Origin of the sequence: Devosia polycyclovorans, assembly GCF_042181575.1 — a bacterium.
In the GTDB taxonomy this organism is placed as follows: domain Bacteria; phylum Pseudomonadota; class Alphaproteobacteria; order Rhizobiales; family Devosiaceae; genus Devosia; species Devosia polycyclovorans.
Map to the genome: position 1 here is coordinate 3,630,643 of NZ_CP170082.1, position 18,516 is coordinate 3,649,158.

The 18,516-nt window shown below is 58.0% G+C and carries 15 protein-coding genes; 4 read left to right on the forward strand and 11 right to left on the reverse strand.

The features are described from left to right. Positions 1-10: 10 nt before the first annotated feature. On the reverse strand, positions 11-205 hold the full coding sequence (locus tag ACE4RL_RS18070) for a hypothetical protein (protein WP_375598479.1): 195 nt from the start codon (positions 203-205) through the stop codon (positions 11-13). A 292-nt stretch (positions 206-497) separates the two neighbouring features. Here ACE4RL_RS18070 and ACE4RL_RS18075 point away from each other — a divergent pair, with 292 nt between their 5' ends. Beyond that, the gene (locus tag ACE4RL_RS18075) at positions 498-2,633 is read left to right on the forward strand and encodes a PAS domain-containing protein (protein WP_375598480.1); all 2,136 of its coding nucleotides are present in this window, start codon (positions 498-500) and stop codon (positions 2,631-2,633) included. Next, positions 2,630-3,034, forward strand: a complete 405-nt coding sequence (locus ACE4RL_RS18080) for a response regulator (RefSeq protein ID WP_375598481.1) — start codon at positions 2,630-2,632, stop codon at positions 3,032-3,034. The genes ACE4RL_RS18075 and ACE4RL_RS18080 overlap by 4 nt, the downstream gene beginning before the upstream one ends. Positions 3,035-3,282: 248 nt before the next feature. Here the strand turns inward: ACE4RL_RS18080 and ACE4RL_RS18085 are convergent, their stop codons facing one another. The 7 genes from ACE4RL_RS18085 to ACE4RL_RS18115 all read right to left on the reverse strand — a co-directional run bounded on the left by ACE4RL_RS18085 (position 3,283) and on the right by ACE4RL_RS18115 (position 11,104). Beyond that, positions 3,283-5,568, reverse strand: a complete 2,286-nt coding sequence (locus ACE4RL_RS18085) for a PBP1A family penicillin-binding protein (RefSeq protein ID WP_375598482.1) — start codon at positions 5,566-5,568, stop codon at positions 3,283-3,285. A 112-nt stretch (positions 5,569-5,680) separates the two neighbouring features. Next, positions 5,681-7,222, reverse strand: coding sequence for a sensor histidine kinase (locus tag ACE4RL_RS18090; RefSeq protein ID WP_375598483.1), 1,542 nt, complete (start codon positions 7,220-7,222; stop codon positions 5,681-5,683). A 283-nt stretch (positions 7,223-7,505) separates the two neighbouring features. Further along, positions 7,506-8,738 carry an ATP-binding protein gene (locus tag ACE4RL_RS18095; RefSeq protein ID WP_375598484.1) on the reverse strand — a complete coding sequence of 411 codons (1,233 nt, stop codon included), beginning with the start codon at positions 8,736-8,738 and terminating at the stop codon, positions 7,506-7,508. A 95-nt stretch (positions 8,739-8,833) separates the two neighbouring features. Beyond that, a complete protein-coding gene (locus ACE4RL_RS18100) occupies positions 8,834-9,496 on the reverse strand; it encodes a response regulator transcription factor (RefSeq protein ID WP_375598485.1) in 663 nt (220 codons plus the stop codon). Beyond that, entirely contained in the window at positions 9,496-9,978 is a 483-nt protein-coding gene (locus tag ACE4RL_RS18105; RefSeq protein WP_375598486.1) for a PepSY domain-containing protein, read from the reverse strand. The genes ACE4RL_RS18100 and ACE4RL_RS18105 overlap by 1 nt, the downstream gene beginning before the upstream one ends. Positions 9,979-10,184: 206 nt before the next feature. Further along, the gene (locus tag ACE4RL_RS18110; RefSeq protein ID WP_375598487.1) at positions 10,185-10,865 is read right to left on the reverse strand and encodes a DUF1236 domain-containing protein; all 681 of its coding nucleotides are present in this window, start codon (positions 10,863-10,865) and stop codon (positions 10,185-10,187) included. Between the two features lie 56 nt (positions 10,866-10,921). Then, positions 10,922-11,104 (reverse strand): hypothetical protein, encoded by a 183-nt coding sequence (locus ACE4RL_RS18115; RefSeq protein ID WP_375598488.1) that lies wholly within the window; start codon positions 11,102-11,104, stop codon positions 10,922-10,924. A 236-nt stretch (positions 11,105-11,340) separates the two neighbouring features. On the opposite strand from ACE4RL_RS18115, the gene ACE4RL_RS18120 reads away from it, so the two are divergent. Continuing rightward, positions 11,341-12,627 (forward strand): phosphatidylserine/phosphatidylglycerophosphate/cardiolipin synthase family protein, encoded by a 1,287-nt coding sequence (locus tag ACE4RL_RS18120; RefSeq protein ID WP_375598489.1) that lies wholly within the window; start codon positions 11,341-11,343, stop codon positions 12,625-12,627. A 296-nt stretch (positions 12,628-12,923) separates the two neighbouring features. Here ACE4RL_RS18120 and ACE4RL_RS18125 read toward each other — a convergent pair whose 3' ends face one another. After that, positions 12,924-13,469 carry a recombinase family protein gene (locus ACE4RL_RS18125; RefSeq protein ID WP_375598490.1) on the reverse strand — a complete coding sequence of 182 codons (546 nt, stop codon included), beginning with the start codon at positions 13,467-13,469 and terminating at the stop codon, positions 12,924-12,926. A 229-nt stretch (positions 13,470-13,698) separates the two neighbouring features. Here ACE4RL_RS18125 and ACE4RL_RS18130 point away from each other — a divergent pair. After that, positions 13,699-14,798 (forward strand): IS3 family transposase gene (locus tag ACE4RL_RS18130; protein WP_375598474.1). Its coding sequence is split into 2 segments (ribosomal slippage): positions 13,699-13,951 and positions 13,951-14,798, totalling 1,101 coding nucleotides; the frame shifts between segments, so codons are not numbered across the junction. 310 nt (positions 14,799-15,108) lie between these two features. Here the strand turns inward: ACE4RL_RS18130 and ACE4RL_RS18135 are convergent. Further along, positions 15,109-16,449 (reverse strand): HlyD family type I secretion periplasmic adaptor subunit, encoded by a 1,341-nt coding sequence (locus ACE4RL_RS18135; RefSeq protein WP_375598491.1) that lies wholly within the window; start codon positions 16,447-16,449, stop codon positions 15,109-15,111. A gap of 27 nt (positions 16,450-16,476) precedes the next feature. After that, positions 16,477-18,510: a cadherin-like domain-containing protein gene (locus ACE4RL_RS18140; RefSeq protein WP_375598492.1), complete on the reverse strand. Its 2,034-nt coding sequence runs from the start codon at positions 18,508-18,510 to the stop codon at positions 16,477-16,479. Positions 18,511-18,516 lie beyond the last annotated feature (6 nt).

Consider the following 18,516-nt stretch of genomic DNA (forward strand, 5'->3'; position numbering starts at 1 on the left):
GGTGGCTGTTCTATGGCAGAAGACCGGTGCCGAGGCCGATAGCGCCCAGCGTCCACAACGTGCCATGCGAAAGAGTGTGGAACGCCGGCATGGAGGCCCACGGAAACCACCACCCGATCAGGCCGCCGATCACCGGCATCATGAGCAGCAGTGGCAGCAACAACCTTTTCATTACATCCGCAATCAGATCGGTGCGGAAGTTCACCTTGTCCCCTACCGTTGATTGCCACTGGGATTGAGCTAGTAGGCTGGGACATTTTCACCGGAATTTGACCCACGTTCGAACCTTGCCCTAACTGGCGCAGGAGGAGCTACTTCGCCAACTTAACGCAGGCGCAGGCACGGGGAAGCCTACGAGTTTGTTCAGAGAACGACGCGACACGGCAGCATCCCTGGATGGCTCGCTTCCCATAAATGCCCGCGCTATGTTGCGGTCATGAAACGATACGACCATCTCGATTCCCACCTGGCAAACTGACAGATACATAGCGGCAGATATGATCAATACCTTCGACGATGTGCCTGTCCTCATCTGGCTGTCAGACGCTGACTATAGCGGCACCCACTTCAACCAAACCTGGCTTGAGTTCACAGGTCGGACGCTCGAGCAGGAAACCGGTGGTGGATGGATGTCGGGGATTCACCCTGACGACATGGGTGCCGTGGAGGCCTATGCTGATGCGCTAAAGGCCCGCGCGCCATTCCAGGCGGAGTACCGCCTTCGCCGTCACGACGGGGAATGGCGCTGGATGCTTGATAGCGGCCGACCCAGGATCGCCAGCGACGGTTCCTTCGACGGATATATCGGTGCCTGCGTCGACATTACTGAACGCAAGGAGGCCGAGGCTGCATTGCAGCGAAGCCAGGAGCGCCTCGCGCTTGCCCAGGAAGCGGCATCTGTGGGAACCTATGATTGGGACGTCGGCGGGAATGCGATCTCCTGGTCGCCTGAAATGTTTCGGCTATATGGGATCGATCCAGAGACCGCCCCTGAGAATATTTATCCCGCCTGGCTGGAACGACTGCATCCCGAAGATCGTGAGCGGGCAGATCGGGAAACAAGTGAGTTCGTCGAGCATGCGGACCAGTTGACGATCGAGTTTCGGATCATTCATCCCGAAGACGGTATACGCTGGATCCAGGGCCGTGGACGCGTCGTCCGTGACAGCGAAGGCCGGCCGCTGCGGATGATCGGTGTCAATTTCGATACCACGGAACAGCGAAGAACCGAGGAAGCTCTGCGGGAAAGCGAACAGCGCCTCAGCGATATCGCAGCAAATTTTCCGGGCATAATCTTCCGTCGGATCACCTATCCAGACGGACGAGTAGAGTATCCCTATTTCAGCGGCGTTGACGGGTCCGTATTTCACATTGCGCCGGAGCGGATCGCAGAAATGCGGACAATGGAGGATGTCTCCAGGCTGATTCACTTCGAGGATCTCCCTGCGATGAGGGACAGGTTCAGGAAGGCGGCAGACTCTCTGTCGCCACTGGACCTCGAAGGGCGCGTTCTGGGCGATAATGGCGAGGTGACCTGGGTTAGGTCGCTGTCTCGTCCGCATCCCGGTCCCGACGGCTCCCTGATCTGGGATGGCGTCATCCTCGACGTGACGGATCAGCATCGGCGCGAGGGAGAACGCGAACGTGCGGCGACAATGCTGCACATGGGAATGGAGGTCGCTGGCATCGGTACCTGGGAATTCGATCCCCAGGATCAGACCATCACTGGCTCAGGCGCAACCAATCCGATCTTTGGCCTTCCTCAGGATAGCGCAACGCGTTCTGTCGCAGAGTACTTGAAGGCCATCCACCCGGATGACGTTGATCGCATTCGGCACGGCCTTCTCGCAGGAGTAGAACAAAAGGCAACCATCCCGCTCGAATATCGGATCCTCGCGCCCGACGGGGCGATCCGTTGGATTGCCTCACAGGGCTCCTACAGGCAGTTGGCCGACGGCACCGAGCGGATGATCGGCGCGCTTTTCGACGCAACCGACCGGAAGCGAAGGGAAGAAGAGCGGGAGGCAGCGCTCGACCACCAAAAGATGCTGCTGAAGGAACTTAACCATCGGGTTAAAAACAATCTGCAGATGATCTCCAGCATGATGCGGCTGCAGCTGTCACGCCTCACAGATGCAGGTTCTAGGCAGGCCCTCGAAAGCACCATCGAGCGTGTGCAGGCGATCAGCGATCTGCAGGTGCAGCTAGGCCCCGAGGGCGGGGTGGGCCGTATCGATTTCGGGGCCCACCTTGAGGCGCTTGCGGAGAAATTCCGAAAATCGCTGCTGTCCGGAACCGCAATCACGCTCCATTGCGAGGCCGATCATTGCATGCTCGATCTCGACAGAGCGGTGCCGCTAGGTCTCATAGTCAACGAGCTGGTCACCAATGCCATCAAATATGCGTTCCCCGAGGGTGAGGAGGGCAGCATCTACATCACATTGGTGTGCCATGACGAGGAGATCGTCGTGCAAATTGCTGACGATGGATATGGGATACAGACTCCAACTGAAGCAGCGAAAGGCTCCGGGCTGGGGATGAAGCTGGTCGAGGGGATGCGGCGGCAGATCGGCGCGACCATCGAACCCTTGGAGGGGCAAGGCACGCGATTCCAGATCACAGTGCCATCATGACTCCAGAAGCTGCCACCCCGCGGTCCGACTCAAATGCTCCCAAACGCATTCTCATTGTCGAAGATGAGTTCCTGATTGCCTTATCCGCCGAGGAGGCCCTGCTGGCCGAAGGGTTCGACGTCGTAGGTGTGGCAGCCACATTCGAGCAGGCATTGAGCATCGCCGAGAGGGAACGGCCGGATCTGGTCCTGATGGATATCCGACTTGCCTCGTCGCGCGATGGTGTGGACACGGCGATCGAGATTAGGCGTCGCTTCGGCCTGGCTTCACTGTTTACCTCCGCCAACCAGGACGCGGAAAATGTCGCCCGTGCTCAGGTAGCCGAACCCGTTGGCTGGCTGCCTAAACCTTACAACATTGAAAGTCTCATCGCGGCTGTGAGCAAGTTCGCCGCGCGGTAGGCTTGCCAAATATTATACTGCAGCAGCGCACGACAAATGCGCCTTACCGCCCGTCCAGAGCACTTGGCCAACCGATGCGGCCGACATTGGCAGCATCCACGGGACAGATAGCGTGAGGAGCTGCCCAGCCTCAGCCTTCTTGCGTCCGCGCTTTGGCTTCAGCACCGGTTTGCGACCTAATTATAGTCCCATCTGCTTGACACAAGGCAAATGCCTCGAACCGCAACTTGCCAGCCGGGCAAGGTGCGCTACTTCTCGCAGATGCGCCGTGGACCGGAATAGGGCTGGAAGGTACAATCAGAAGCTCGGAAGGAGCGGTAGCTCTGGGAACAAACCTGAATGTTGCATAGTGGCGGCGCTTCTGCTGAAGACGATGCGCCAGCCGCGGGCCGCACTATCGATCCATCAGAAGTCCCCTCAGCCGACACGGCACTGGTCATGAAATGCTGCCAGATCAGCGCGGGCAGTTTTCCTCCGGTCACTTCTTCCATGGGAGAGTTGTCGTCGTTACCGACCCAGACGCCAACCGTGTAGTTCTCGTCGAAGCCAATGAACCAGGCATCTCGATAGTCTTGGCTGGTGCCTGTCTTGCCGGCCGCGAACCTGTCGATACGGGCGGCCTGACCGGTGCCACGCTCAACGACCAACTGCAGAAGACCCAACATGTTGGTATGCACCTGACTGAGGTCTGTAAGGGCCGAGGAGCCCGAGCGGATGGTGAAGGGCTGTCCCCGTGGCGCCTGAAAAGTTTCGATCGCGTAAGGCTGAATTGGCGCTGCACCGGCTCGAAGCGAGGCGAAAGCACCGGTCAAATCGAGAAGGGTCACCTCCGAGGCGCCGAGCAGCATACTGGGCGTCTCCTGAAGCGGAGCATCTATTCCCAGTTCGCGTGCGGCCTCCACTACAGCAGGCAAACCGATCTCCATGCCCATGCGCACCGTAGCAACGTTGAGCGAACGGGCAAACGACTCGGCGAGGGTGACGCGACCAGAAAACTCGCCATCGATATTTTCTGGTGACCAACCATCGATCTCGATCGGGCTGTCGTCTAATTGCGTGTCGGGCTGAGCGCCTAACTTCAAGGCTGCATAGTAGGGGAATACCTTGAACGTCGAGCCTGGCTGGCGCGGCGCCAAGGCTCGGTTGAACTGACTCTCGTTGTAGTCCACTCCGCCTACCATTGCCAAAACGCCGCCTTCGGGGCTCAACACAACCATAGCTGCTTGAGACGCCCCGGAACCGGCGGCATGTTCCGCAAGGATCGCGGCAACAGACTGCTCAGCCACTGACTGCAGTTCCGGAGACAAGGTAGTGGTCACGATAGCACTGCCGCTAAACTGCCCGGCTATGTCCTGCGCCTCTGCCATCGCCCAGTCAGCGAACCACGTTCCCGTGCCGAGGTCTGGGCGTCGGGGGCGCAATTGCGCGGAATGCAACTGAGCCTCCAACAGTTCGTCTTCGCTGAGATAGCCGCTGGCTAGCATGGCATTTAGCACCACCCCAGTCCGGTCAAGGGCGCCCTCCAGGTTTTCGAGTGGGTTGAGCGCGGAGGGCGAGGCAATTAACCCTGCCAAGAGGGCGCCCTCTGCCAAGCTCAGTTCGGAGACGCCCTTGTCAAAGTAGACGCGTGCTGCTGCCGGCATGCCGGTGGCCCCGGCGCCAAGATAGATATTATTGAGGTATAGAGCGAGGATCTCGTCTTTGCTTTGTGATCGTTCGAGCCACAACGAGAGGAAGACCTCCTGCACCTTGCGCCGCACGGTTCGGTCGGGTTCGAGATAGAGGATCTTGAGCAGTTGCTGGGTGATGGTGCTTCCACCTTCCCGCACCTCGCCGGCAAAAATGTTGCGCGACAATGCGCGGCCGATGCCCCACACATCTACGCCCCAATGATCGTAAAAGCGCCGGTCCTCGATCGCGATCACCGCTTCCACGACATGATCAGGGTACTCATCCAAGCCAGCCGGTATTTCCTGATACGGTCCTTGCTGGATGAGGGGTGAGCCGTCGACCGTTGTAAGAACAATAACTTGGCTCCCCATTTGGCCCGCCGCAATCCGGTCCAGCGGCACATCGTGCAAGGCCCAGATCATGATCCCAACGACGGTGACAAAGAAGGTGACCAACAGCCCCGCAGCACCGATCGCCAGCTTTTTCCGGCTTAAGCGGGAGCGGGGCACGGCGTCCGGATTATCCTGTTCCGAATCCGGTGCGGAATTTTGACCTTCAGCCGTCACGGGCGCCTTGCCGCTCCGGATTGAATGAGCCCTTTCGATCAGGGAAGTCACCGCGTTGCGCGCGGCTGTACCCGCGCTTATGAAATGTGGTTGTAAGCTCACCCAGAGCTGTCGCAGGTCCCGGAGCGCAGCACGGAAAAGCACCACGGCTGCCTGTGTCGTACTCGGAGGATTTTGGTTCGCTGGATCGGTGGTCTCAAAGGGCTGACCAGTAGTGTCTGCAGCAGATTCATTCACGGGGGTAGGCGCTTCGGGAGCTGGAACTACAATAGAAAGCTTCGGAGGGCGCTTGGGCATGAAGGGGTCTCGAGGTGCTGCTGGCATCAAAACGGCAGAGGGCCGGGAAAGTTCATCGGGCACACGTTGCCTAGACCCCTGGAGTGTTCAGCCGGTCGGTGGTCCTAGCTTACTACAGCGACTCCCAATGCATCGCGGCGACCTGCGTGAGAGGCAAAACCATGACGAAACGAAATCCGTTCGCGTCTAGAAATCTCTCGTAACGTCCTCCCAACCGGCCGGCAATCATCGTCCGCAACAGGCGGCTACCGAAGCCTTCGTTGAATGGCTTTGGCTCTACCACTCGATTGTCCGGCTCGATCCATTCGATCTCCAGCTCGGAATCGTCTTGGACAACGCGCCCTTGGATCGTCACCCGCACGCCCAGCTCGGCTTTGCCGTATTTCAGTGCATTCGTAGCGAGTTCATTGAACACCAGTGACAATGGCATGACGGCTTCGCTTCTGATCATCATCGGCGGAACGTCGAGCAGGATATCGTCTTGCATGGGTAACACCCCAAGCGCTCCAATAATGACGCGATCAAGCAATACGCCCTGTTCCGCTTCCATGATGGACATGCGATTGGCCTGCCCCATCGCGGCAATGCGGCTGAGAAACGACTGGTCCAATTCATCCTTGGTGGCGGCGCGTCGCGAGCATATCTGATAGATAGATGACAGAACGGTCAGGCTGTTGCCAAGACGGTGCACCATTTCCCGATGCAGAAGCTGGCGGGTTTCGGCTGCTCTCTTCTTCTGAATTGCCGCGCCGACTTGGCTTCCCACTGTTTTGAGAACTTGCAATATCTCGTCGTCGATGCGCGAGGCACTGCTGCCGAAAAATTCCAGTACTGCGCGCAGCTCTCCGCCCTCAATGACTGGCAATGACACCGCACGTGTTAATCCAACTTCGGAAAACACCTGCCTGCGCAAAAATCTAGGATTTTGAACGATGTCGCTGAGAAGCTGAAGCTCTCCCGTTTGCCAGGCCAGACCTGGCAAGCCCTCGCCGCGCCTGAAGGTCATTTTTGAGGTCACGTCCACCACAGGACGAAACCTTTCGTTTTGCAGGTACCATATGCCCGCAGATGCAAGTGACTCCGCGCTATTGTCAGTGCGTTTCAGGAATACGTGTGCGGCATCCAACTCGGCCAACTTACAAACCTGTGCGAGCGCATAGCGGGCGAAATCATCGAACGGGGTATCATCGATGAGTTTGAGCCCAAGGTTCAAAAGCAAAGTCGCCTCTGATGCCCGTAGTTCCTGACTTCGTTGGAATGCCGCCTCCAGTTCCAGACTGCGAATAAAGGCATAGAAGACGGCGGGTTGACCTTGGTCGTGGACCGCAAAAATTGAGAGTTCGACAGGAAACTCGGCCCCAGTGCGCCTGGTCGCAGTGATCGTAATTTTCTGTTCCAGCACCGGACCGTGGCCCGTCCGATTGTAGTGTTCCAAACCCTGCGCGTGCGCTTGCCTATGCTGGACTGGGACAATGAGGTCCGCCATCAAGGCGCCTAAGGCTTCCCGCTCCGACCAGCCAAACATCTCTCGGGCTGCGGTATTCCAGGCAATGACAGCACCAGAGCGATCCATGCCCACTACCGCATCGAGCGCACGGTCAAACAGTGACTTCAGGTGGTCCACGGGTTCTCCTTGACTGTCGGGATAGTTCATCGAATTGAATCTCTCAGGAGCATCCTTGTAGGACCCAACACCTGACAAAACGCTGACATGCCAAGACAAGAAAAAATAATCAAATTTTCAACCACTTAAAGGAACTGCTTATCTGGGCACCCGTTGGCCGAGCAGGCATGACTTCGGCTTTATGGGGTCCGGCAAATGACATCGCTTCTGCTTTTTGGATTTTTCTTCGTTTTCGGCAGCGCGGCAAGCTGGTTGCTGCTGTTCCCGCAGTCTGGTCAGTCGTCAGATACAAGGCGCGCTCGGCAGGGTATGTCTAGCGTGCCAGAGGCAAGATAATCAGCACCTCCAACCCGCCTTCAGACGCCCGAACAAATGACAGCTGGCCCCCATACTGGGCCACGATTTCAGAGGCAATGGCGAGTCCTAGCCCGCTACCTGGCTTGCTTTCGTCCAAACGGCGTCCCCGCTGTCCGATTTCAGCAAGCAAGCTGTCGTCTATCCCTGGACCGTCATCTGCAATCTGCAAATGCGCGTATTCTGATTGACAGCTGGCACGGACGACAACCCGCTCCTTTGCCCATTTTGCAGCGTTTTCGAGGATTACACCAATAAGCTCCAGGAGATCCTGACGGTGGACATTGACCTGGACATCCTCATCAAGCTCGGCCATCCAGAAGAGGCGTTCTCCTCTTCCAGTCTTTTTCAGAACGGCTATTGTTCTGACCACGGCGTTCGTGAGGGAGACACTCTCGCGCTGACTACCCCGCCGGGCTCGAAGGACCGAGAGCCTTAGATGATAGTCGATGTGCTTAGAAGCCTCCAAAACCACATCGTCGATTGCGTCTGCCTCCGCGCTCTGGCCTTGTTCTCGCAGTTGATGGGTGACCCCCTGAAGAGCAGCCAAGGGCGTTTTCAGTCCGTGCGCGAGATCGGAAGCCCGCTGCCGTGCCTTCTCCAGTGTCTCTTCTCTCTCACCCAGGAGCGCATTTATCTCGTTGACCAGGGGCTGGACCTCAACGGCTAGATGTGGCTCGAGACGGCTACGTCTACCTTGCCGAATGTCGTCGATAGCGCTGCGAAGACGATCAAGAGGTAGGAGGCCAAAATGTATCAACAACCAACCGAAGGCGAGCATCAGTGCACCCAGCAAGGCAAGCAGGATAGTCACCCCGCCGGAAAACTGAGCGCCCGTTGAGTGCACCGCAGTGTGATCTTCTCCCACGGCAACTCGAATGGATTGATCTTTCACCCAGATAGTCTGGACGAGAAAGATGAAGTGCTCTTCTGAACTACCATCTAAATGATGCAGACCATCATTGAGACCTTCCAACGGTATGATCATATCCCACAGGGATCGCGAACGGGCCAAGCCATTCGGCCAATTTCCCTGAACTTGCCAATACCGCCCTCCTAAAGGCGTTTCGTAGCGAGGATCAGGCAGCGAGGCAGCGAAGTTGATGTCGGGCGGCTCCACGTCCATCAAGGCGATGAGGCGATTCAGATTTGCCGATAGGTCCTCTACAATATCCCGTTCAACACTCGCCACGAATATGGTGTGGAGTATAACAGCCGTGGCAGCCAGTGAGACGCCCACCCACAGTGTGGCTAGGCCCAGCAGCCGAAGTCGAATGGACCGGGAATTCAAAACCCGTCGCCTAATGTGTAGCCGAAGCCTCGCCGGGTTGTGATGACGTCCTGTCCAAGCCGCTTGCGCACCCTGGCGACCAGGACTTCAACAGCGTTTGATCCCAGTTCATAATCCTGACGGTAAAGATGCTCGGTAATTTCAAGCTGAGATAAGACGCGCCCGCGATTGTGCAGCAGGTAAGAGATGAGCCGATATTCCTGTGGCGTGAGATCCAATGGCACACCGTCTTTAGAGATCTGCTGCGAACGTAAATCTACTTCGTACGGCCCCAGTTTGGTGCGAGATGAGGCCAGCCCGCCTGCTCTTCGAATGAGTGCCCGGAGCCGCGCCACGACTTCCATGATGTGAAACGGCTTGACCACGTAGTCGTCGGCGCCCGCTTCGATACCTTCGACCCGTTCTTCCCACTGTCCGCGCGCCGTCAGGATGAGCACAGGCATTGTGCGTCCCGACCGTCTCCAACGCCGCAATACCGAAAGTCCGTCCATTTGCGGAAGTCCTAGATCGAGCAGGACCGCGTCAAAGGCCTCTGTTTCTCCACGATAAAGAACGGCCTCACCATCGCTTTCATGCTCGACGTAGAACCCTGATTTCTCCAAGGTCGCTATGAGAGCCGCTGCGACATGGTAGTCGTCTTCAGCCAGGAGAATGCGCATTATCGCCTCCCGATATAGGCGCCGGTCCGGGCATTGTAATGGTGCACGTTCACCTGTCCATTGCCATCGATTACCTTGATTTCATACACGAAAGCGGAGCCAATCTTGAGGAGAGCAGCATCGATGATCTGGCCGGCTTGCTGCTGTTCGACACGCCGGGCAAAACTTACAAGCGGCAAAGCATTGTGATTTCGAAGGGCCTCAAGCACGTCATCAGCCGACAAAATGCGCCGTGATTGTGGTGCTGCGTCAGGCTGAGGCTCTTCCCTTGTCTGCGACCTGCCAGTACTTGGGACGTGATCGCTGGCGGACGAAGGCGCGTGAGAAGGGATTAACGGGACGTCCGGGCTTGCTGGAGCGGCCCCAACCGCATCCTCGCTCCCCTGGAGCTTGAGCGGAATGTCCACGCTCAGCCCTTGGCCAAAACTCGGTACGATCGATGCCAGTACCGCATAAAAGAGGAAGATGGCGCGCACAAACATGGAGCCAGCATATCCTATCTCAGCTGACATTCAGCTTACGAACCGCGCTGATACCTCTGATCCTAAAACCTTAAGACGGCCGGGGCTAAACGGGCAGCTGAACATGTGCCAATTACGGATGGGCGACGCCACTGAGGTCAAGGTGGCGCCGCCATACCATGGCTATATTGTGGGCACCACTTAGCTAGTGCCCGGCCACAGTCTTCTTAGCGGATGACGTATACGATCTGCCGGGTGCCCGGGTCTACCAGTGCACGCTGGCCGTTGATGTACACGTATCGGTAGTCGTAGTCTGGCACTACGCTGAGAGTCACACTCTCTGGGACGGTTGCGCCGACAACCACTTCGCCTTCCAGGTAGACGGTGTCCACAGGATTGGATGCAACATAGGTGCGGACGGTTTCGGGGGGATCAATGATAGCCCCTGCAGTCGCGCCTGTTGCGGCGCCCACAGTGGCGCCAACGGCTGCGCCTATGGGGCCGCCGACCAGAGCGCCCACTATCGCGCCGCTCCCGGCCCCAGTGACAGCGCCGCCGGCTGCAGATCCGCTGTCGGTATAGGTAACGGTCTCAATGCCGACGTCGGCATAGCTATCCGTCATCACTACGACGGTGCCGGAGCGGTCAGCTGTCAAGTAGTCCGAGTAGGACCAACCGGTAACACCGTTATAGGAAACACGGCACCATTTACTGGCGTCCAGGCACCCTTCAACCGTCACACTATCCCCCGAGGCGATAAAGCCGACCGCTTCGAACTGCGGTCCCGGGCCAGAGCGGATGTTGAGCTCTGTCGTCGCGGTTGCCGCCGCGGTCTGCGCAAGTGCCGCGCCCGTCATGGCAGTTGTGACCAGTACAGCGGCAGTTGTCAGGGTAAAAAGCTTGTTCATGATAACCTCCTTTGCTGAGCCCTCAGGAGGCCAGCTTGTAATTCGGGGTTGAAGGGCTATTCAGTCACGGTGACTTCAGGCAGATCGACATTGACAGAGCCGCCGTTGCCGGAAATTCCGCCATTTACCAGCCAGATGATCAAAAACACTGCGAGGATGGCGGCGATTATGCCGCCGATTATGCCAAACGGGCTCCCGCCACCGACAACCACCGTGTCGGTCCTCGCAGGACGTTCCACTATTGTTTCTCGTTCTATGGGCATGTTCGCTCTCCAATCATTGTCGTGACAAGGAACGCGCGACCCTTCGAGAGGTTTCTTGTAACTAACTGATTCCGCGATGATATTTAGATCACAAGTTGTGTAAGGTTGCCGTAAGCTCTGGGCGTCTAGTGTGGTTCTGGGGCGCCGTGACGAACTAGGTACGACACATTGCCGCCGCTGACCTTTGCCAGCGCAAACCGACCGGAGGCCGTGTGACACTCTTCTCCAAACGCACTTTCGCCATCACCTTGGCCGCGGTAATCGGGGCCATAGGAACGCTTCTTTTCGTCATCTTAACCCCCGAGCCCCATGAACTGACAGGGCCGGTTCCCGCCACGCTCAGCACGACGAGCAGAGCCGATTTTGTGCGCTCCATGCTCGGCATTCACTCGGGTCAATACTCTGCAGGCAACGAGGTCCTCACCTTGCAGAACGGCGCCGAGATCTTCCCAGCGATGTTGGACGCGATCGCCAACGCGAAAGCGTCAATCAATCTAGAAACCTACGTCTATTGGAGCGGGGCCATCGGTGCTCGTTTCGCGGAGGCACTGGCCGAGCGCGCAGCGGCGGGCGTAGAGGTCAATGTCCTATTGGATTGGCAGGGTAGTGTGCCGATGCGTCCCGAGCTTATCGAGCTCATGACGGCAGCAGGTGTTGTCGTCGAGCGCTTCCGGCCTGTTCACTGGTACACCATAGATCGGCTGAATTCCCGTACCCATCGAAAGCTGCTTGTCGTGGATGGCCGGATAGGCTTCATCGGCGGTGTCGGCATCGCCGACAAATGGCTGGGAGATGCTCGAAACCCAGACGAGTTTCGCGAGCTCCACTACCGCGTCGAGGGTCCGATAGTTGCCGCTATGCAAGGGGCCTTTGTCTTTAACTGGGTGGAGGCTTCTGGTCACACTTTGCAAGGGCCGGCCTATTTCCCGGAACTTGATACCAGCGACGATGGGCAACTAGCCCAGTTGGTGTATTCGACGACGGGTGCACGCAACGTTATGCATCTCATGCTCATGACTGCGATTTCCGCCGCCCAGAACAACATCCGCATAGGCACGGCATACTTTGTGCCAGATGAAATCGCACTGAGACAGCTACTCGCTGCGCGGGAGAGAGGCGTGAGGGTAGACATAATGGTCCCCGGCAAACACACAAACAAAGACGTGGTTCGGTCCGCGTCGCGGCACTTCTGGGGGGATTTGCTGCGGGCTGGAGTGAATATCTACGAGTTCGATCCGACCATGTACCATGCGAAGATCATGGTAGTGGATGACCGATGGACAACGGTGGGTTCTGCCAATTTTGACGAGAGATCGTTTCGCCTCAATGACGAGGCGAACCTAAATTTGTTCGGTGCTGACTTCGCACGTGAGCAAATCCAGATATTCGAACAAGATCTCGCGAAATCGACCCCCATTACGCTTGAGCAATGGGAGGACCGGCCAATCTCTGAAAAAGCACTCGATTGGCTCGCCAGCGTTTTGCGCGTTCAACTATAGCGCCCGTTCAACCGTGTTCGGGGGCACATGGCCCTCGATTCCCACTGCGCTCGTCATCGGCACCGCGGGGAGCGGTGTCAGTGTTCGAGGTGGTCTACATGGATCGGCGTGAGCTTAAATGCGCCTATGTCGGCGGCTGTAGCAACTTGCCGCTGGCCTACGATTCGCTCGCTGACAACCTGATGATAGTTGCACTGGCTCTCTGGACGCTACTCTCCAGCATGATCCTAACCAACAGTCGGCTATCTAGGCTCCGCTCTCCAAAACCAGACTAACCGCAACCGGCCCCAATCCGGTCACAGCTTACCCAGAATTCTATAGATCTGCATTCGTGAGCATCCCAGTCGTATAGCAATCTGAGAAGGTCCGATGCCTTCGCTGTAGAGGGATTGAACTTGCATCCTATCAATGCGCCGCTTGCCCCCTTTGTAAACACCTTCTCGTTTTGCGCGGGCAATCCCCTCCCGCTGCCGCTCTTTGATAAATCGGCGCTCCATCTGGGCCACCATGCCGAGGACGGTAATGACGAGGTGTCCCATCTCTCCTCGGGTGGATACATTCGGGTCAAGAACTGTGACGCTGGCACCCTTCTGCTCACATTCATGGACGACGTTCAGAACATCTCGCGTATCACGGCCCAGACGGTCCAGTCGGGTGACAACCAGCTCATCTCCCGATCGCAGAAATTGGATTATCGTCTCAAGTTCATCTCTCCCCGCTCTGGAAGCACCTGACACTTTTTCGGCCCGAACAATCTCGCAACCCTCAGCCCGCAGTTTCGCGATTTGAAGCTCTGCGTCCTGGTCCGATGTACTGACGCGAGCATAGCCAATTCGAGCCATATCTAGCCTCCTTTGAGGCTCAAACGTTCGCACGATCGCAATAGTCAAGGTCAAGTCCATTCAACAGGATATTGTTTAGAAACAATGGCTTATTAGGACCAGGACTTGACAATAGGAATAATTTCCGTATAGTGTTTGGGCTGCCTTGCTGACGTGCCCCCGCCGTTTCGGACCATTCTGAGCTGGAGTTTTCCAGTTATGATCCCTGACCGGGAGATGGAGAGTCCCGATGAAGGCATCGAAGTTTTCGGAGGCGCAGATCGCCTTTGTTCTCAAGCAGGCTGAAGACGGCACGGCAGTTGGCGAGGTCTGTCGCAAGGCTGGGATTTCCGAAGCCACGTTCTACAACTGGCGCAAGCGTTATGCCGGGCTGATGCCGTCGGAGGTGAAGCGATTGCGTCAGCTCGAGGAAGAGAATGGCAAGCTCAAGCGCCTGGTCGCCGATCTCAGCCTGGACAAAGCCATGCTGCAGGATGTCTTGGCAAAAAAGCTCTAAAGCCTGCCCGCCGGCGCCAGCTTGTCGATGTGGTGAGGGAGACCTGGAAGGTGTCGGTGCGTCGGGCCTGCGAGGCCCTGCGGATTGATCGCTCCCTCTACACCTACAAGTCCAAGCGCGGCGAGCAGGCCGACCTCAAGCTCAGGATCAAGGAGATCTGCGAGACCCGGGTCCGATACGGGTATCGGCGGGTCCATGTCCTCCTGCTGCGGGAAGGGTGGCCAATCAACATGAAGCGAACTCGTAGGCTTTACAACGAGTTGGGGCTACAGCTGCGCAACAAAACACCAAAACGACGGGTGAAGGCCAAGCTCAGGGAGGACCGAACGGATGCCACCCATTCCAACCAGATCTGGGCGATGGACTTCGTGCATGACCAGTTGGCCACCGGCCGGAAGCTGCGCATCCTGACCATCGTCGATACCCATTCCCGCTACGCGCCGGCCACCGATCCGCGGTTCAGCTACCGTGGTGAAGATGTTGTGCAAACGCTTGAGCGGGTCTGCCAGGAGCTGGGTTATCCGAAGATGATCCGGGTGGACAATGGGAGCGAGTTTATCTCCCGAGACCTCGATCTGTGGGCATATCAGAGGGATGTGGTCCTGGACTTCTCCCGGCCCGGCAAACCCACCGACAATGCGTACATCGAGTCGTTCAACGGTAAGTTCCGGGCCGAATGCCTGAACCAGCACTGGTTCCTTAGCCTTGACGACGCCCGCCAGAAAATGGAGGAATGGCGTCGAGACTACAACGAGGTCCGACCTCACAGCGCCATCGGCAACAAATCACCGATATCGCTCATGAATGCCTACGGCGCATCCGGTCCGCCGTGAGTGCTACCCCCGGGAAATCCCCCAGCCGGGTGGCCCAAAATCGGGGAGCACGTCACGCTACCCCGGGAAATCCCCAGCCGGGTGGTCCAAAATCGGGTCCCACGTCAAATCAACCCAAGGACTCTCCGTAAAACCGGAGGGGACTTGGGGCCCAGGTCAATGGCATTTGCGGCGTTGAGCGGATTAGCCGCCCGTCTGCTCCGTACTGAGAGTACTTTGGAAGCGATTGTGGGCGCCAATGGCTCATTTGGGGCCGTGGACCGACAATCCGCTTTGGAGCCTGAAACCCTGCAATGCGGACATGGGCGGATTACTCCTCCCGGAAGGCTCTGGAGATCTGATCGGTAAAGGGCTTCATGAAATAGGCAATGGCCAGTTGCTCCTCGGTAGTGACGAAAACTTCAACGGGCATGCCGGGGACCAGCTGGAAGTTTGCCGCATCATCACTGACTTCAACGTCAGCGGTATAGAATGGCTGGCCGCTGGCGTGATCAATTTGTGCAGCTGCTGCCACCCGGGTCACGACGCCATCGACTTCCGGCGTGACGCGCTGGTTGAAGGCTGAAAAGCGGAGGCTGACCTCCTTGCCTACTACGACCTGATCGATATCGGTGACAGCAACGCGGAATTCGATAGTCAGAAGGGCGTCGTCGGGCACAATTGTCAGCAATCGTTCGGCCGGCGAGATTACACCGCCCAACGTGGATACGTTCAGTTCGTTCACTATCCCTGAGGTGGGTGCCAGGATCTCGACGCGGGCCAGCCTCGCAGCAGCCGCGTTAAGCCGTTCGCGCAACTCGGCAAGTTGTGCGTCGACGGCACGCAACTCGCGTTGGGCAACGGTGCGACGGTCGCTGTCCATGCCCATGATCCGCAATTGCAGTTCGCTGATCCGCGATTGCGCCCGCGCGATGGCGGCACTGACCTCGCCCATCTGCCCTTCCAACCGGGCCATATCACGCTCGGCGACAGTGAGGCGGGAGGTTTCCACCAGTTGACCCGAGGCCAGTTCACGCAATCGAGTGCGCTCTTCGCCTGCCAGTTCAAGCTCGCTGGCTGTGGCCGTCTGCTGGGCCTCCAGCCCGACAATCTCTTGTTGTAGCTGGCTCAGTTGCAACTGCATTTGATCGAGTTGCGTGTTTCGAAAGGCCAGGTTGCTGTCGAAAAGCTGGGTCTCTTCGTCAACCGCGATTTGGCTATTTGTGGTCTGCTCTCGAAAACTGGCCGGAACATCAAGTCCGATCAGGTCGTCCCGTTCGGCGAGAAGGCGGAAACGGCGAGCTTCGAGCTCGATTATCTGACCCGAGAGGATACTGTGCTCAGATCGGGCCTGGGTAGCATCGAGGCGCAGCAGCACTTGGCCGGCGACAACCCTTTCGCCCACCTTCACGCGGATCTCGCGCACCACCCCCCCATCGACATGCTGGACGACTTTGAGATCTTCATCGATCTGAACGGTCCCCTGCCCAATAACGGCGCCGGAAAGCCGGGCCGTAGAGGCCCAGCCTCCAAGTCCGCCCACGAGGGCGATAGCAAACAGGGTCCCCCAGATCACGCGTCCCCTCATGGAGAACTGTGCAGGATCGCGCCCCTTACGGTCCAACCTGGATGAAGACGAATGCAACACGCCCGCGGCGTCAATGCTTGTCATGATGGATATTCCTCAACCGTTCACTTCTCAGGCCAGATTGTCGGGCGGGGTCAACATGACGCCCTGAATGTTTATGGCCAGGTCGTAGATGCTGTCACCGTTCAGATCAGCGACGATGAAGGTCCAGTGCTCATCATCGATCAGTTCGTGCGAAACCTGCAGGGGAATGTCAGACAGCAGCCAGTCGTCCTTGTCATCGCCGTAAATTGCCTCGAACATGTCTCGCTCGACATCTCGGGCTGCGCGATCCAGATCGTAATCCCGTACTCGAACACGATCGCCGACAACGAAGTCCAATATTTTGTGAACCACATTCTCGCTTAGGCTGGGGGCGCTGTCGGTGACCTCGAAAATGAAGGTATCCCTGCCTTTGCCGCCGGACAGCACCATGGCCTTTCCGCCAAGAATGAACATGTCGTTGCCGTCACCGCCCGTGATCTCTTCGATCGCCGAGAACTTGTCCGTGCCGAGTTCGCCGCTGAAACTGGTTCCTCCCACAGCGTCGATGACCATGTCGTCTTGGGCGGCGGACAGGTCGAGCCTGTCATATCCGTCGCCTCCGTCCATCGTGTCATTTCCAGCAGATGCTACGAGGATATCGTCGCCCTCCTCGCCGTAAACGGCATCCTGCCCTCCGCCGTCGACCAGCACATCATTGCCGGTACCGCCCTTGAGCGTGTCATCGCCCTCGCCACCTTCGAGCAGGTCGTCGTCGGCACCGCCTTCGAGCAGGTCGTGGCCGGCGCCACCAATCAGCCGATCAATCCCTTCCCCGCCGTAAATAGCGTCGTTGCCCTCCCCGCCGTCCAGGTGATCCTTGCCAGCGCCGCCTTCGATGTAATCATCCCCAGCTTCACCAAAGATCGTGTCCGCGCCTGCTTCGCCGAAAAGGCGATCATTGCCTTCGCCACCTTTGATGAGGTCGTTGCCCCCGCCTCCGAAAATGATGTCGTTGCCAAGACCGCCCAAAAGCACGTCGTCGCCGTCGCCGCCATGAATGTGGTCGTCGCCGCTGCCGCCATCAACATGGTCATTGCCCTCGAGGGCATCGATCAGGTCATCACCACCCCTGCTGAAGATATCGTCGTCGTAAGGGGAGCCGACGATGAGGTCGTCATCATCACCCAGAGCCATAACTTTACGCACGATCTCCAGGGTGGCTTCCTGGGCCACCCAGGCCTCTGAATCTGAGATGCGATAGGTTATCAGGACGGGGCCGACCATGCCGGTCTTGGTCTCGAGCAGCCAGCCATCCGCCGTGGCCACCAGATTGGCACCCTTGATCACTACGTTTTCAACGCTAAGGGTATCGCCGTCCGGGTCGGAAGCGCCCCGCAAAAGATAAACAAGGGCAATCAGAACGATCTGTCCTGCAAACACATCATTGAGCCGCACCGGCCCCATGACTGTTGGTGCCCGGTTCCCGGCCCCAGAGCCGCCGCCGCTATTGCCGCCGTCATTGCCGCCATCGTCGTCATCAGCGCCGTCATCAGGACCGGAGCCGTCAGGCTGGTGGGCGCCCCCGCCGCCGCCTTGACCGAAGTCCGCAGGACTGCTGGTAGGCGGCGTGCTGGACCCGATGGATGAACCGGTCTGACCACCGAAATTGTCGTTCATGGGAAACTGCAGTAGCGCTGTCGGCGAGAAGGGATGGCCCCTGGTGGCAAGGATTGTCGGCTCGACAAAATAAAAGCGCGGATACTCCGGCACCACGAAGGAGGCGGGCCAGGCATTTCCCGGTTCGAGACCGAGGCCCCGCCGACCTCCCTCGCCCTCGATGCCTCCCGTCTCCGTATCATCGATCCCTGCAACCGCTAGGTCATCAGTTTCCTGAGCTGGGGGAGCATTGACGGACTCGCCTTCAGCCCCCTCAGCGCGGTCCGTTTCAGGCAAACGCGCCTGCGCTGCCGTGATCGAGCGAATATAGGCAGCAATGCCAACAACCATGAGCGCCAAGTAGGCTGGAAGGCGTGTCAGGCGCTCGGCCGTGTTGAACTCGAAACGCTTGGCGCCCTTAAGTTCGGATTCGTCGTTCTGCGCGGATTTGACCTCAATCAACATGACACA

What these genes read in the sequence shown, in the direction of transcription:
- ACE4RL_RS18135 (WP_375598491.1), bottom strand. Translation starts at nt 16,449, where the DNA reads ATGACAAGCATTGACGCCGCGGGCGTGTTGCATTCGTCTTCATCCAGG.
- ACE4RL_RS18140 (WP_375598492.1), bottom strand. Translation starts at nt 18,510, where the DNA reads ATGTTGATTGAGGTCAAATCCGCGCAGAACGACGAATCCGAACTTAAG.
- ACE4RL_RS18085 (WP_375598482.1), bottom strand. Translation starts at nt 5,568, where the DNA reads ATGCCCAAGCGCCCTCCGAAGCTTTCTATTGTAGTTCCAGCTCCCGAA.
- ACE4RL_RS18080 (WP_375598481.1), top strand. Translation starts at nt 2,630, where the DNA reads ATGACTCCAGAAGCTGCCACCCCGCGGTCCGACTCAAATGCTCCCAAA.
- ACE4RL_RS18125 (WP_375598490.1), bottom strand. Translation starts at nt 13,469, where the DNA reads ATGGCTCGAATTGGCTATGCTCGCGTCAGTACATCGGACCAGGACGCA.
- ACE4RL_RS18075 (WP_375598480.1), top strand. Translation starts at nt 498, where the DNA reads ATGATCAATACCTTCGACGATGTGCCTGTCCTCATCTGGCTGTCAGAC.
- ACE4RL_RS18090 (WP_375598483.1), bottom strand. Translation starts at nt 7,222, where the DNA reads ATGAACTATCCCGACAGTCAAGGAGAACCCGTGGACCACCTGAAGTCA.
- ACE4RL_RS18110 (WP_375598487.1), bottom strand. Translation starts at nt 10,865, where the DNA reads ATGAACAAGCTTTTTACCCTGACAACTGCCGCTGTACTGGTCACAACT.
- ACE4RL_RS18105 (WP_375598486.1), bottom strand. Translation starts at nt 9,978, where the DNA reads ATGTTTGTGCGCGCCATCTTCCTCTTTTATGCGGTACTGGCATCGATC.
- ACE4RL_RS18100 (WP_375598485.1), bottom strand. Translation starts at nt 9,496, where the DNA reads ATGCGCATTCTCCTGGCTGAAGACGACTACCATGTCGCAGCGGCTCTC.